Source organism: Klebsiella sp. PL-2018 (genome assembly GCF_019048985.1).
In the GTDB taxonomy this organism is placed as follows: Bacteria; Pseudomonadota; Gammaproteobacteria; order Enterobacterales; family Enterobacteriaceae; genus Klebsiella; species Klebsiella michiganensis.
In genome coordinates, this window is sequence record NZ_CP077673.1 from 3,391,306 (window position 1) to 3,405,352 (window position 14,047).

Sequence of the window (14,047 nt, forward strand, 5' to 3'; positions counted from 1 at the left end):
GACGCATCGGCAATCGCAGCTGCGGACTTCGCGTCGGGACGTGCAATAAAGCTGGTCATTGCGACCAGCTTTACCTGAGACTTTAGAACCGGTATCCGGCAGAGAACATAAACACCCACGGATCCAGACGGATGCTGTCGTGCTGCTGCGCGCCCGCCAGCTTATAGTTGGCGGTGGTGTCGATATCCATGTACCACACCGACATGTTAATCAGCCAGTCGCGGTTAATCAGATAGTCCATCCCCACCTGTCCCGCCGCCCCCCAGGAGTCTTTCAGGCTCAGATCGGATATGCCGGTCTTTTTACCCGTATCGTTCACGCTCTCATCGAAGAAGGTCGTGTAGTTGATACCCGCGCCAATGTATGGACGCAGCTTGCTGCTGGAGTCGCCAAAATACCACTGCGCCATTAGCGTCGGCGGTAAATGGTGAACGGTCGCAATATTGCCGGTTGCCGCGGTCCCGACTTTATGGCGGAACGGCGTGGCGGCTAGCAGTTCAACGCCGATGTTATCCGTTGCCATATAGGTGAACGTCAAACCCAGTTGCGTATTATTGCTGACGTTAAAGCCCCCCAGGCTGCCTAACGTGCCGCCCGCGCCTTCGGTCGGTCTGACCGTTGCCGAACCCGCGCGAATAAAAAATTCACCGGCTTCATGCGCCCAGACGCTGCTGCCGGAAAGACTGCTCAGAATAACAACCGCCGCTGCTAACTTTTTCATACCCACTTCCTCATTATGGTTATTCAGCGCCAGAATATACCTACATTGAAGTATGTTTGATCCAACATAGATCACATTAAGTGGGCAAATTTAACATTTATTGATCCAGATTAATTTTCACTTTCTCAATACAATCAGTGAGAAGCGTGTCGTATCAAATTTCTTGCTTTATGACACTCAAGGCAGCGCGTCGCTGATTTCCTCTTCTATTTACAAAGATATACTTAGCGTGCAGGAGCAGAGACTGCTACCCAGCCGCGATTTGCGGTACAATCGCCGGCTAGTTAACACCTGCAATACTCAAGGAGAATGCATGTCTATCACGGCGAAGTCCGTCTACCGTGACACCGGGAACTTTTTTCGCAATCAGTTCGTTACTATCCTGCTGATTGCGCTGCTATGCGCGTTCATTACGGTAGTACTTGGCCATGCCTTTTCACCCAGTGAAGAGCAGCTGTCAATACTGAGCCAGGGCGATAGCCTGGCGGGTAGCGGCGGGCTGTTTGAACTGGTCCAGAGCATGACGCCGGAGCAGCAGCAAATCCTGCTGCGCGCATCTGCGGCCTCTACCTTCTCAGGGCTGGTAGGTAACGCCATTCTTGCCGGCGGCGTTCTGCTCATGATTCAGATGGTCTCCGCCGGCCAGCGAGTCAGCGCCCTGCGCGCGATTGGCGCTTCTGCGCCGGTGCTGCCAAAGCTGCTGCTGCTGATCCTGCTGACGACGTTTATCGTGCAGATGGGAATGATGCTGGTGGTGGTGCCGGGCGTCCTGCTGGCTATCGTGCTCTCTTTCGCACCAGTTATGCTGGTGCAGGATAAAATGGGGATTTTCAGCGCCATGCGTAGCAGTATGCGTCTGGCCTGGGCCAACGTACGTCTGGTGGCGCCGGCCATTATCGGCTGGCTGCTGGCGAAAACGCTGCTGCTGCTGTTTGCCTCCAGCTTCGCGGTCCTGACGCCAAACGTTGGCGCGGTGGTAATAAATACCCTCAGCAATCTTATCTCCGCATTGTTGCTGATCTATTTATTTCGCTTGTATATGCTCATTCGTAACTAACCTAATCCGGGGCGGGTGCTCCCTGCCCCAACCTGAACGACGGAATCGATGTATGAAGCAGTTTCTGGATTTTTTACCGCTGGTAGTCTTCTTCGCATTCTACAAGCTTTATGATATCTACGCCGCGACGACCGCGCTGATTATCGCTACCGCCATCGTGCTGATTTACAGCTGGGTGCGCTATCGTAAAGTCGAGAAAATGGCGCTGATTACCTTTGTGCTGGTGGCCGTATTTGGCGGCTTAACCATCTTCTTCCATAACGATGAGTTTATTAAATGGAAGGTGACGGTTATCTACGTGCTGTTTGCCAGCGCGCTGCTGTTTAGCCAGTGGGTGATGAAGAAGCCGCTGATCCAGCGCATGCTGGGTAAAGAGCTGACGCTGCCGCAGCAGGTGTGGTCGCGTCTGAATCTGGCCTGGGCGGTGTTTTTCATCCTTTGCGGACTGGCGAATATCTATATCGCTTTCTGGCTGCCGCAGAATATCTGGGTCAACTTCAAGGTCTTTGGTTTAACCGCCCTGACGCTGGTATTCACCCTGCTGAGTGGCGTGTATATCTATCGCCATATGCCGCAGGACGACAACCACTAAGCTGGCTTTCCCACGGCACGCCGGACGGCGTGCCGCGTTCTTCGCTTTTCCCCTCTCCGCATAAATCGCTTCAGCTGAAACGATTCGTAATGTAAGCTATTTCTCACAGGAGATGGCATTCCTCCTTGAACCGCCATGTGGCTAATGATGCCTGCTTTTTATTCCCGGACCGGGAATGGGCAGGCATATCTGAATTGCAGGCACCGCGTCCGGGAAGGTTAATCTTCTAAGGAACTGACGATGCGTGCAAACCGCTTTTCATCACTCTCTCTGCTTTTCTTCCTCGGAAAATGGCTGCTCCTCGCCTTTATCATCGCGGTGCTGGCGGGTACGGCATCGGCGTTTTTTCTTTTCTCACTGCAGTGGGCCACGGCAACGCGTGAAGCTCACCTCTGGCTTATCGGGCTCCTGCCGTTGGCAGGTTTTGCCGTCAGCTGGATCTACCTGCGCTACGGCACCCGCGTGGAGGCCGGCAATAACCTGATTCTGGAAGAGATTCACGACCCTCAGCGCATCATTCCCTTGCGCATGGCGCCGCTGGTTTTTTTCGGCACCGTTGTTTCTCATCTGTTTGGCGCCTCCGTCGGGCGTGAAGGCACGGCGGTGCAGATGGGTGCCTCGATTGCCGACCGTTTTACGGCCCTTTTCCGCCTTAACGACGATGCCCGGCGAATGATACTGATGGCCGGGATCAGCGCCGGTTTCTCTTCGGTTTTCGGTACCCCGCTCGCCGGAGCGCTATTCGGGCTCGAGGTCCTGGCTATCGGACGGATGGACTACAGCGCCATTCTTCCCTGCCTGTTTGCCGCGATTATCGCCGATCGGGTCGGCATCATGTGGGGCGTGCAGCATACGCACTACTTTATTACCGGCTTTCCCACGCTGACGCTCTGGACGCTGCTGGCCGTCATTATCGCCGGCTGCTGCTTTGGCCTCGCGGCGCGCATTTTCGCCGACAGCGCGCATGCGGTCGGCGCCTTCATGAAAAAACGGATTCACTACGCGCCGCTGCGGCCGTTTATTGGCGGACTGGCGATTGCCGGCGCCGTCTGGCTGCTGCACGGAGAGCGCTATATTGGCCTGGGCATACCGGTGATAGTAGACGCTTTCCAGCATCCGCTGGCGCCGTGGGACTGCTTCGGCAAACTGATCTTCACCGTTGTCTCTTTAGGAAGCGGATTTAAAGGTGGCGAAGTCACCCCGCTGTTTTACGTCGGCGCGACGCTGGGCAATGCGCTGGCGCCGCTGCTGCATATGCCGCCAGGTTTTCTGGCCGGGATAGGTTTTGTCGCCGTCTTTGCCGGCGCGGCGAATACCCCCATCGCCTCGACGCTGATGGCGATTGAGCTATTTGGCGCGGAAATCGGTGTTTACGCGGCGCTGGCCTGCGTGGTGGCATGGCTGGTCTCGGGCTATACCGGTATTTATCGTTCCCAGCGCATAGCCTGCCTGAAACAAAGCTATGTCCCGACCGGCATCAGACTGGCTGAGCTCCCGGCGTGGTACCAATCGCAAACACGCCGTCAAAAAACCGACAACGAAACCCCCACCTCCTGACGAACGTGCCCGGAAACCGGAGGGTTCAGGCTCGCCGGTTTCTTCATGATATCTACCACATGCCGGAAAGTTGCGGCAATTGTGAGGATTTAATGGAGATTAGCGTCTCTTTATTGAAACGATAATGATTATCATTGATATTCTCGATCTCAATTTTTTCATGATTTGATATGGATATTTATAATGAGAACGCAGAAAAATCACATAGCAACGCCCCTGGCCCTGGCCATTGCAGGCTTACTCAGCCCAGGGGTCTTCGCCGAAGAGGTGGAACAGGATACGGAGACCATGGTGGTTCATGGCACCGCCGAAGAGGCGCTGAAGCAGCAGCCGGGCGTCTCGATCATCACTGCGGAAGATATTGCTAAAGATCCCCCGGTTAACGATCTCTCAGAAATCATCCGTAAAATGCCCGGCGTCAACCTGACCGGCAACAGCGCCAGCGGCAGCCGCGGCAACAACCGTCAGATCGACATTCGCGGAATGGGACCGGAAAACACGCTGATTCTTATCGACGGCGTGCCCGTCACCTCCCGCAATTCAGTGCGCTATAGCTGGCGCGGCGAGCGCGATACCCGCGGCGACAGCAACTGGGTACCGCCGGAAATGGTGGAACGCATTGAAGTTCTGCGCGGCCCTGCCGCAGCGCGCTACGGCTCAGGCGCCGCGGGCGGCGTTGTCAATATCATCACCAAACGCCCCACCAACGACTGGCACGGCTCGCTTTCGCTGTATACCAATCAGCCGGAAAATAATAAAGAAGGCGCCACCAACCGGGCTAACTTCAGCCTCAACGGACCGCTGGCGGGAGATGCCCTGACCATGCGTTTGTACGGCAACATCAACAAAACGGAGCCCGATGCCTGGGATATTAACCGCGCGCAAAATGGCTCTTACGCGGCGGGCCGCGAAGGGGTACGCAACAAAGATATTAACGCCCTGCTGTCGTGGAAAGTTACGCCGCAGCAGATCCTGGATTTTAGCTACGCCTATAGCCGCCAGGGCAATATTTATGCCGGCGATACGCAGTACAGCAACAGCAACATGAGCCCAAATGGCCTGGTGGATACGCTGTACGGTCAGGAAACCAACCGGCTATATCGGCAGACCTGGGGCCTGACCTACAACGGGATCTGGGACTGGGGCCAGTCGAAGGCGGGCGTCTACTACGAAAAAACCAACAATACCCGCCTGCAGGAGGGCACCACCGGCCGCGTTGAAGGGATGATCAATAGCGATGTCTATGACACCAGCCGCCTGGAGTCGTGGCGCTCAACCGCTGAGGTTAATATCCCCTTCAACTGGCTCGCTGAACAGACCCTGACTTTGGGCATGGAATGGAATCGCGATGAGCTAAACGATCCGGCATCCATGCAGGCCACCACCACCACGGATGCTCTCCCCGGGATTTCTGGCGATCCTTCACAACGCAGCCCTAAAAACAGCGCCACCCTGACCGGTATCTATCTGGAAGACAATATTGAAGCGATGCCGGGCACCAATATTATCCCGGGTCTACGCTTCGACTATCATAACGACTTCGGCAGCAACTGGAGCCCGAGCCTGAACCTGGCGCAGGATCTGGGGGATATGTTTAAGGTCAAAGCGGGCATCGCCCGGGTATTTAAAGCGCCGAACCTGTATCAGTCGAGCGAAGGCTATCTGCTTTCTACGCGGGGTAACGGCTGCCCGATAAGTATTGCCGATGGCAACTGCTATCTGTTGGGTAACCCGGACCTCGATCCGGAAATCAGCATCAACAAGGAGATCGGCCTTGAGTTTAACCTGAACGGTTACAACGCCGGCGTCACCTGGTTCCGCAACGACTACAAAAACAAGATCGTCTCCGGCACCGAGATTCTGGGTAATACCGCGACCGGAGCGAATATCCTGCAGTGGGAGAACGGCGGGAAAGCGGTCGTCGAAGGCCTTGAAGGCACGCTGCTGGTTCCGGTCATTGCCGATACGCTCAGCTGGCGCACCAACGCCACTTATATGATCAAATCGGAAAACAAAGATACCGGAAACCCGCTGTCCGTTATTCCGAAATACACCATCAATACCCTGCTCGACTGGCAGGTGACCAGCAAGTTTTCGGCGAACGTCAACTGGACTTTGTACGGTCGGCAGAAACCGCGGGAATATGCGGAAATTCGTACTGAAAACGGCGTACTGGCCACCAATGAAGTGGGCTCCTATTCCGTGGTTGGTATCGGCGGCAACTATCAGCTAATGAAAGACCTGCGCCTGAACGCCGGGATCAGTAACCTGTTCGATAAGCAAATTTATCGTGAAAACGAAGGGGCTTCGACCTATAACGAACCGGGTCGCGCCTATTACGCTGGCGTCACGATCTCCTTCTAACCCCTCACGCCCGCTATCGCGGGCGTATTCCCTATTCTCTCAGCGTCATTTTCATAGTAGCATCCGCCTGATCATCTTTGACTAGTACAGAGTATAGAATGACAACAACAGATCTTACGCCGAAGGGCGAATTGGTATTACGCACCCTGGCGATGCCGGCGGACACCAACGCTAACGGCGATATTTTCGGCGGCTGGCTGATGTCGCAGATGGATATTGGCGGGGCGATTATGGCCAAAGAGATTGCCCACGGTCGCGTCGTGACCGTGCGCGTCGACGGCATGACTTTTTTACGCCCGGTCGCGGTCGGCGACGTGGTGTGCTGCTACGCCAGCTGCGTGAAGCGCGGCAATACGTCGATAACCATCAATATGGAAGTGTGGGTCAAGAAGGTGTCGTCTGAACCCATCGGCCAGCGCTACAAAGCAACCGAAGCGCTGTTTATCTACGTTGCGGTAGATAATGAGGGTAAACCGCGCGCCCTTCCCACCCAGTGATTCTGCCGGCCCGGCGCTTCCGGGCCGGTATTTTACAGAAAGCCGAGTAAAGAGAAGAAGAAGTAGCCCAGCACAATAATAATTACCGGCAGGACGTATAGCGGAAAATACTGCACCAGGATGGTATGGCGCGGCACCACAACGCGTTCAGAGATTTGTTCGCGCGTCAGCCCTTCGGCCCCTTTCGCCTGCTCCAGAATCAGCTGATCCTCAACGCCCTCGCGCAGAAACTTCGCCTGGCGCCCCATCCGCGCTCCGGAGGCCTGTAGCGCCATGCCGACGAACACCAGAATATAGATAACCCAGAAGCCGATATTCATACCGTGCTTAAAGTCCGGCAGCGGCGAGTTGTACCAGAAGAAATTCAGGAACGGCGTATTGAAACGCATCATCTCAATCATCACATGAGCAAAGTCCATCATCACCGCGTCAATGCCCGGTTTTTTCTCACTGTGCTCGTACATAAACTTCAGCACGGAGATCAGCGTCGAGATAACCGCCGGGATAAATACCACCCACCCCAAAATACGTTTAAGTACTGCAACGCGTCCAGCTTGTTGATACGTCATGGGTTCCCCTTGTTAAGACGCCTGTCTACCCTAAGTCTACCTTCGTCGGCGAATTTCGCCCAATAATGCGCGGTATGATATACCATGAGTGCCGATTCGTTATCTACTTACGCTACAGGAGAGGGACTTATGTCAGCCAGGCGCCAGATTCACGCCGCGATTTTTGATATGGATGGTTTACTGATTGATTCTGAGCCGCTGTGGGATAAAGCGGAGCTGGAGGTGATGGCAAGCCTCGGGGTGGATATCAGCCGCCGCCATGAAATGCCCGATATCCTGGGGCTGCGCATCGATTTAGTCGTCGATCTGTGGTTTGCCCAGCAGCCGTGGAAAGGCCCGGATCGTGCCGAAGTCACCGCGCGGATCATCAACCGCGCCATCCAGCTGGTGGAAGAAGCGCGTCCGCTCCTCCCCGGTGCGCGGGAAGCGGTGGCGATGTGCAAAGCCCAGGGGTTGAAAATCGGCCTGGCGTCGGCTTCGCCGCTGCGGATGCTGGAAAAAGTCCTCACCATGTTTGAACTGCGCGATCAATTTGACGCCCTCGCTTCCGCCGAAGGGCTGCCGTTCAGCAAACCGCACCCGCAGGTCTATCTGGACTGCGCCGCCAGACTCGGCGTCAGCCCGATGCACTGCGTGGCGCTGGAAGACTCGGTTAACGGCATGATTGCCAGCAAAGCGGCCCGAATGCGATCTATCGTCGTACCGGAAGCGGAAAACAGCCGCGATCCGCGCTTCGTGCTGGCGGACGTGAAGCTTGCCACCCTTGAATCCCTCACCCTGAGCGACCTGCTCGGTTAATCCTGCCGCTGATGATGAGATAGCGGCACCGTCTCATCATCACAAAATTAAAACAGTGTTTCATTTTTATTTGTTTTTTCTTCTCCCGCCCTCTATGCTTGTCTCAACGGCGTTATTTAACGCGTGAAATCAGCATACAGAGGTGCATATGGTACTGAACGCCTTTGACCTTACGGGCAAGGTCGCTATCGTGACGGGTTGTGATACCGGGCTGGGCCAGGGAATGACGCTGGGCCTTGCGCAGGCCGGGTGCGATATCGTCGGCGTGAATCGCCGGATCCCCCATGAAACCGCAGAGAAGGTTCAGGCGCTGGGCCGACGCTTTACCGCTATTCAGGCCGATCTGAGCCGGCAGGATGAGATTGAAACCATTGTCGATCGGGCCGTGGCCGCCATGGGCCGGGTAGATATTCTGGTCAACAATGCGGGAACCATCCGCCGCGCCGATGCGCTCTCCTTTAGCGAAAAAGACTGGGACGAGGTGATTAACCTGAATCTGAAGTCGGTGTTCTTTCTTTCACAGGCGGTCGCCAGGCAGTTTATTCAGCAGGGTGACGGCGGGAAAATCGTTAACATTGCCTCAATGCTCTCCTTTCAGGGGGGGATTCGGGTACCCTCCTACACCGCGTCAAAAAGCGGCGTACTGGGCATTACCCGCCTGATGGCCAACGAATGGGCGGGGCATCGCATCAACGTTAACGCCATTGCCCCGGGATACATGGCTACCAACAATACTCAGCAGCTGCGTGAAGACGCCGAGCGCAGCAAAGCGATTCTCGATCGTATTCCGGCCGGGCGCTGGGGCGTGCCGGATGACCTGCAGGGGCCGGTCGTTTTTCTCGCCTCCCGGGCGGCGGATTACATTAGCGGCTTTACGCTGGCGGTAGATGGCGGCTGGCTGGCACGCTGATGTTTTTGTGACAAAGAGTTACACCGTCACCTCTTCCGCACACTGTATAAAAACCCTATACTGTATGAATTGACAGTTTAGGGTGTTTATCATGACGGCGGAAGGCCACCTCCTTTTCTCTATCGCCTGTGCGGTATTTGCGAAAAACGCGGAATTGACTCCCGTGCTGGCTCAGGGCGACTGGTGGCACATCGTTCCTTCCGCCATCCTGACCTGTCTGCTGCCGGATATCGATCACCCTAAGTCGTTTCTCGGTCAGCGATTAAGCTGGATATCAAAACCGATAGCGCGCGCCTTTGGCCATCGCGGCTTCACCCATAGCCTGCTGGTAGTCTTTGGCGCGGTCGCGATTTTCTCATTGAAAGTACCGGAAAGCTGGATAGTGCCGGCAGATGCGGTTCAGGGCCTGGTTCTTGGCTACCTTAGCCATATTCTCGCCGACATGCTCACCCCGGCAGGCGTTCCGCTGCTCTGGCCCTGCCGCTGGCGTTTTCGCCTGCCCCTCCTCGCACCGCGCAAGGGTAACCAGCTGGAGCGCGCGCTGTGTATGGCGCTGTTTATCTATGCCGTATGGATGCCGCAAAACGTTGCCGAAAACAGCGCCATTCGCTGGTCATCGGACATGATTAATTCTTTGCAAACCACCTTTAATCGCTTAATTAGCCACCAGGCTGGACGATAAACCAGCGAATTATTCAATTGGTTATAATCAATTCCATTTGAATATAAGTAACGAATAACGCCTTCTGCTACCCTTGCCGTCATAAGAGCTGGTTATTGACCAGCCCGGTAATAAAAGATATCAGGAGAACGGGGATGAACTTTCCATTAATAGCGAACGTAGTCGTGTTCGCGGTTTTACTGTTGGCGCTGGCCCAAACCCGCCATAAACAGTGGAGCCTCGCTAAAAAAGTGCTGGTCGGTCTGGCGATCGGCGTTGTCTTCGGCCTGGCGCTACAGCTTATCTATGGTTCCGACAGCCCGGTGCTGAAGGATTCTATCCAGTGGTTCAATATCGTCGGTAACGGCTATGTTCAACTGCTGCAAATGATCGTCATGCCGCTGGTTTTCGCCTCCATTCTGAGCGCGGTCGCCCGTCTGCATAATGCCTCGCAGCTGGGTAAAATCAGCTTCCTCAGTATTGGAACCCTGCTGTTCACCACGCTGATTGCGGCGCTGGTCGGGGTGCTGGTCACTAATATGTTTGGCCTGACCGCCGAAGGGCTGGTTCAGGGCAGCGCGGAGACCGCCCGCCTCAACGCCATTCAGAGCAATTACGCCGGTAAAGTCGCGGACCTGAGCGTCCCGCAGCTGATCCTCTCTTTCGTACCGAAAAACCCGTTTGCCGATCTGACCGGCGCGAACCCAACGTCGATTATCAGCGTGGTTATCTTCGCCGCGTTCCTCGGCGTCGCGGCGCTGAAGCTGCTGAAAGATGACGTCGCCAAAGGCCAGCGCGTACTCACCGCCATCGACACGCTGCAGAGCTGGGTAATGAAGCTGGTGCGCCTGGTGATGCAGTTAACGCCGTACGGCGTGCTGGCGCTGATGACCAAGGTGGTCGCGGGCTCTAACCTGCAGGACATCATCAAGCTCGGCAGCTTCGTTATCGCCTCCTATATTGGTCTGGGCATCATGTTCGTGGTGCACGGTCTGCTGCTGGCGGTCAACGGCGTGAGTCCTCTGAAGTACTTCCGTAAAGTCTGGCCGGTATTGACCTTCGCCTTTACCAGCCGCTCCAGCGCGGCGTCTATTCCGCTGAACGTGGAAGCGCAAACGCGTCGCCTGGGCGTGCCGGAGTCTATCGCCAGCTTCTCCGCATCGTTCGGCGCCACGATCGGGCAGAACGGCTGCGCGGGCCTCTATCCGGCGATGCTCGCCGTGATGGTCGCCCCTACCGTCGGTATTAACCCGCTCGATCCGCTGTGGATTGCGACGCTGGTGGGCATCGTGACCGTCAGTTCCGCCGGGGTCGCAGGCGTGGGCGGCGGCGCGACCTTTGCCGCCCTGATCGTCCTGCCGGCGATGGGCCTGCCGGTCACGCTGGTGGCGCTGCTGATCTCGGTTGAGCCGCTGATTGATATGGGCCGTACCGCGCTGAACGTAAGCGGTTCCATGACCGCCGGTACCCTGACCAGCCAGTGGCTGCGTCAAACCGATAAAGCTATTCTCGATAGCGAAGAGGACGCGGAGCTCGCGCACCGCTAAGCGGGCCCGCACTTCAGGTTATTAAAAACAAAAAGCCGCTGATTTTCAGCGGTTTTTTTATTGTGCCCGGCACATTCAGGCGTCGATTTCACCTTCCTGCCTCATTTGCGTCGCCCAGCGCTGCGCCGCTTCCGGCACGTTAAAGGGCGGGGAGCGACGAAAATGTTCGTCTATTAGCACAAAAGCAACGTATTTACCCCGCAAAACCCAAACGTCGCGAAAACCATCCATTTTGACGGCGTGTTCCGGCGGCGCAGGCTCGACTCGCGGCACGTAGCTAATGACCTGACGATTTTGTTGGCGAAGTGGTTTCATCACAAATAGATTCACTAAACACAGCGGGAAACAGAAACCCCTATCATAGCCGAAAAAGCCCCCTTTCGTCGCCCCCAGCTTGCGGCCCTTTAGTAGTAAAACTCTTATAAAAATATATTCTTGAAATGATGTTCTACAATTAGAAGGGTTTTGGTTTAGCAACGACCATTTTCAGCAATGAAAGCAGGAGCGAGCAATGTCTGATAAACACCATAACCCGCAACCCCATCAATCACCGGTTCACGACGACCGGGAAGCAAAACCAGGTCTGGATGCCTTAGCCCCCGAAGATCAGAACTGGCGGCCCACGCCGCATCCCACCGCCCCAGGTGAAGAGCCGACCGCCCCGGGCAGTATGAAAGCCCCGGATACGCACAGCGAAAAGCTCGATGCCCTTGAAAAACAGCGTAAAGGCGGCGAGGATTTTGCGCTCACCACCAATCAGGGCGTACGCATCGCAGACGACCAGAACTCGCTGCGCGCTGGCAAACGCGGCCCCACGCTGCTGGAAGATTTTATCCTGCGCGAAAAAATCACCCATTTTGACCACGAGCGCATTCCTGAGAGGATCGTCCATGCCCGCGGCTCCGCTGCGCACGGCTATTTCCAGGCGTACAGCGATTTAAGCGATATCACCAAAGCGGCTTTCCTCTGCGATCCGCAGAAAAAAACGCCGGTCTTCGTCCGGTTTTCCACCGTTCAGGGCGGCGCAGGCTCCGCCGATACGGTGCGCGACATCCGCGGCTTTGCCACCAAGTTTTATACCGACGAGGGCATCTTTGACCTGGTCGGCAACAACACGCCGATCTTTTTTATTCAGGACGCGATCAAGTTCCCTGATTTCGTCCACGCGGTCAAACCCGAGCCGCACTGGGCCGTCCCGCAGGGGCAAAGCGCGCACGACACGTTCTGGGATTACGTCTCACTGCAGCCCGAAACGCTGCATAACGTGATGTGGGCGATGTCCGACCGCGGATTGCCCCGCAGCTACCGCACGATGGAAGGGTTCGGCATCCACACCTTCCGCCTGATTAACGCGGAAGGTAAAGCCACCTTCGTACGTTTTCACTGGAAGCCGGTCGCGGGCAAAGCCTCCCTGGTATGGGACGAGTCGCAAAAGCTGACCGGTCGCGATCCCGATTTCCACCGCCGTGATTTATGGGAAGCGATTGAAGCCGGCGATTATCCTGAGTACGAGCTGGGCTTACAGCTGATCCCGGAAGAGGACGAGTTTGCTTTTGATTTCGATCTGCTGGATCCCACCAAGCTGATTCCGGAAGCGCTGGTCCCGGTGCAGCGCGTCGGTAAGATGGTCCTCAATCGCAACCCGGACAACTTCTTTGCCGAAAACGAACAGGCGGCCTTCCATCCAGGGCATATCGTTCCGGGGATAGACTTCAGCAACGATCCGCTGCTGCAGGGCCGACTTTTCTCCTATACCGATACGCAGATCAGCCGCCTCGGCGGGCCGAATTTCCATGAAATCCCGATCAATAAACCCACCTGCCCGTACCATAATTTCCAGCGCGACGGCATGCACCGGATGGATATTGATACCAACCCGGCAAACTATGAACCTAACTCCATCAACGATAACTGGCCGCGGGAGACGCCGCCGGCCGCTAAACGCGGCGGCTTTGAATCCTATGCCGAGCGGGTTGACGGGGAAAAAATTCGCCAGCGCAGTCCGTCGTTTGGCGAATATTACTCGCAGCCCCTGCTGTTCTGGCGTAGCCAGACGCCTATTGAGCAGCAGCATATTATCGACGGATTCAGCTTCGAGCTGAGCAAGGTCGTCAGGGAGTGGATCCGCGAGCGGGTGGTCGATCAGCTGGCGCATATCGACCTGCAGCTGGCTCAGGCGGTGGGTAAAAATCTGGGTATTGAGCTCACCGACGAACAGCGCAGCATCACGCCGCCGCCGGATGTTAACGGTCTGAAAAAGGATCCGACGTTAAGCCTGTACGCCATTCCCAGCGGTGACGTAAAAGGCCGTGTGGTAGCGGTACTGCTTAACGATCGTCCGGTCGCCAAAGAGCTCCTGACGCTGCTCAAGGCGCTCAAAGCGCACGGGGTGCATGCCAAATTACTCTATTCCCGAATGGGGAAAGTGCAGGCCGATGACGGCACCGAGCTGCCGGTGGCCGGGACCTTTGCCGGGTCGCCATCGCTTACCGTGGACGCGGTCATTGTTCCCGGCGGCGATCTGCAAAGCCTGAGCAACAACGGTGATTTCCATTACTACCTGCTGGAAGCCTATAAACACCTGAAGCCGATTCTACTGGCAGGCGATGCCCGGCAGTGCAAAGCGCCGCTGCAGGTTGCCAGTCAGGGGGAAGAAGGCATCGTTGAGACGGACGCCATCGATAATGCGTCGGTGGATGCGCTGATTACCCTGATGGCGGCGCATCGGGTGTGGTCGAGAAGCGCCAAAATCTCCGCGATCCCGGCGTAAAAAA

Annotated in this window: 13 protein-coding genes and 1 riboswitch; of the genes, 10 read left to right on the forward strand and 3 right to left on the reverse strand. The window is 56.1% G+C overall.

The window, feature by feature from the left end:
* Positions 1-82: 82 nt before the first annotated feature.
* Complete coding sequence (gene ompW / locus MKleb_RS15770) at positions 83-721, reverse strand: outer membrane protein OmpW (RefSeq protein ID WP_004121296.1); 639 nt, start codon at positions 719-721, stop codon at positions 83-85.
* A 313-nt stretch (positions 722-1,034) separates the two neighbouring features.
* On the opposite strand from ompW, the gene MKleb_RS15775 reads away from it, so the two are divergent.
* The 5 genes from MKleb_RS15775 (at position 1,035) to yciA (ending at position 6,788) form a co-directional block, all read left to right on the forward strand.
* Positions 1,035-1,778: a YciC family protein gene (locus tag MKleb_RS15775; RefSeq protein ID WP_004850117.1), complete on the forward strand. Its 744-nt coding sequence runs from the start codon at positions 1,035-1,037 to the stop codon at positions 1,776-1,778.
* A 52-nt stretch (positions 1,779-1,830) separates the two neighbouring features.
* Entirely contained in the window at positions 1,831-2,370 is a 540-nt protein-coding gene (locus tag MKleb_RS15780) for a septation protein A (RefSeq protein ID WP_004101360.1), read from the forward strand.
* A 99-nt stretch (positions 2,371-2,469) separates the two neighbouring features.
* Positions 2,470-2,531, forward strand: a riboswitch (Fluoride riboswitch).
* Positions 2,532-2,610: 79 nt separating this feature from the next.
* On the forward strand, positions 2,611-3,927 hold the full coding sequence (locus MKleb_RS15785) for a voltage-gated chloride channel family protein (protein ID WP_025106976.1): 1,317 nt from the start codon (positions 2,611-2,613) through the stop codon (positions 3,925-3,927).
* Between the two features lie 183 nt (positions 3,928-4,110).
* Complete coding sequence (locus MKleb_RS15790) at positions 4,111-6,291, forward strand: TonB-dependent siderophore receptor (RefSeq protein WP_029946915.1); 2,181 nt, start codon at positions 4,111-4,113, stop codon at positions 6,289-6,291.
* A gap of 98 nt (positions 6,292-6,389) precedes the next feature.
* Positions 6,390-6,788, forward strand: a complete 399-nt coding sequence (gene yciA / locus MKleb_RS15795) for an acyl-CoA thioester hydrolase YciA (RefSeq protein WP_025106975.1) — start codon at positions 6,390-6,392, stop codon at positions 6,786-6,788.
* Between the two features lie 32 nt (positions 6,789-6,820).
* On the opposite strand, the gene MKleb_RS15800 is transcribed toward yciA, so the two are convergent.
* Positions 6,821-7,357: a YniB family protein gene (locus MKleb_RS15800; protein WP_009653426.1), complete on the reverse strand. Its 537-nt coding sequence runs from the start codon at positions 7,355-7,357 to the stop codon at positions 6,821-6,823.
* 129 nt (positions 7,358-7,486) lie between these two features.
* Here MKleb_RS15800 and hxpB point away from each other — a divergent pair, with 129 nt between their 5' ends.
* The 4 genes from hxpB (at position 7,487) to MKleb_RS15820 (ending at position 11,273) form a co-directional block, all read left to right on the forward strand.
* Positions 7,487-8,155, forward strand: a complete 669-nt coding sequence (gene hxpB, locus MKleb_RS15805; RefSeq protein WP_025106974.1) for a hexitol phosphatase HxpB — start codon at positions 7,487-7,489, stop codon at positions 8,153-8,155.
* Between the two features lie 148 nt (positions 8,156-8,303).
* Positions 8,304-9,065, forward strand: coding sequence for a 2-dehydro-3-deoxy-D-gluconate 5-dehydrogenase KduD (gene kduD / locus MKleb_RS15810; protein WP_014228989.1), 762 nt, complete (start codon positions 8,304-8,306; stop codon positions 9,063-9,065).
* Positions 9,066-9,156: 91 nt separating this feature from the next.
* Positions 9,157-9,747, forward strand: a complete 591-nt coding sequence (locus MKleb_RS15815; RefSeq protein ID WP_004850102.1) for a metal-dependent hydrolase — start codon at positions 9,157-9,159, stop codon at positions 9,745-9,747.
* Positions 9,748-9,881: 134 nt separating this feature from the next.
* Positions 9,882-11,273, forward strand: coding sequence for an L-cystine transporter (locus MKleb_RS15820; RefSeq protein ID WP_014228987.1), 1,392 nt, complete (start codon positions 9,882-9,884; stop codon positions 11,271-11,273).
* 75 nt (positions 11,274-11,348) lie between these two features.
* Here the strand turns inward: MKleb_RS15820 and cedA are convergent, their stop codons facing one another.
* Positions 11,349-11,603 (reverse strand): cell division activator CedA, encoded by a 255-nt coding sequence (cedA, locus tag MKleb_RS15825; protein ID WP_071532283.1) that lies wholly within the window; start codon positions 11,601-11,603, stop codon positions 11,349-11,351.
* 181 nt (positions 11,604-11,784) lie between these two features.
* Here cedA and katE point away from each other — a divergent pair, with 181 nt between their 5' ends.
* Positions 11,785-14,043, forward strand: a complete 2,259-nt coding sequence (katE, locus tag MKleb_RS15830; RefSeq protein WP_025106972.1) for a catalase HPII — start codon at positions 11,785-11,787, stop codon at positions 14,041-14,043.
* The last annotated feature ends 4 nt before the right edge of the window (positions 14,044-14,047 follow it).

Bases quoted from the DNA above. Each gene is read 5' to 3' on its own strand.
- MKleb_RS15775 (WP_004850117.1), top strand. From the start codon at position 1,035: ATGTCTATCACGGCGAAGTCCGTCTACCGTGACACCGGGAACTTTTTT.
- katE (WP_025106972.1), top strand. From the start codon at position 11,785: ATGTCTGATAAACACCATAACCCGCAACCCCATCAATCACCGGTTCAC.
- MKleb_RS15785 (WP_025106976.1), top strand. From the start codon at position 2,611: ATGCGTGCAAACCGCTTTTCATCACTCTCTCTGCTTTTCTTCCTCGGA.
- yciA (WP_025106975.1), top strand. From the start codon at position 6,390: ATGACAACAACAGATCTTACGCCGAAGGGCGAATTGGTATTACGCACC.
- MKleb_RS15820 (WP_014228987.1), top strand. From the start codon at position 9,882: ATGAACTTTCCATTAATAGCGAACGTAGTCGTGTTCGCGGTTTTACTG.
- MKleb_RS15780 (WP_004101360.1), top strand. From the start codon at position 1,831: ATGAAGCAGTTTCTGGATTTTTTACCGCTGGTAGTCTTCTTCGCATTC.
- MKleb_RS15790 (WP_029946915.1), top strand. From the start codon at position 4,111: ATGAGAACGCAGAAAAATCACATAGCAACGCCCCTGGCCCTGGCCATT.
- MKleb_RS15800 (WP_009653426.1), bottom strand. From the start codon at position 7,357: ATGACGTATCAACAAGCTGGACGCGTTGCAGTACTTAAACGTATTTTG.
- hxpB (WP_025106974.1), top strand. From the start codon at position 7,487: ATGTCAGCCAGGCGCCAGATTCACGCCGCGATTTTTGATATGGATGGT.
- ompW (WP_004121296.1), bottom strand. From the start codon at position 721: ATGAAAAAGTTAGCAGCGGCGGTTGTTATTCTGAGCAGTCTTTCCGGC.
- kduD (WP_014228989.1), top strand. From the start codon at position 8,304: ATGGTACTGAACGCCTTTGACCTTACGGGCAAGGTCGCTATCGTGACG.
- MKleb_RS15815 (WP_004850102.1), top strand. From the start codon at position 9,157: ATGACGGCGGAAGGCCACCTCCTTTTCTCTATCGCCTGTGCGGTATTT.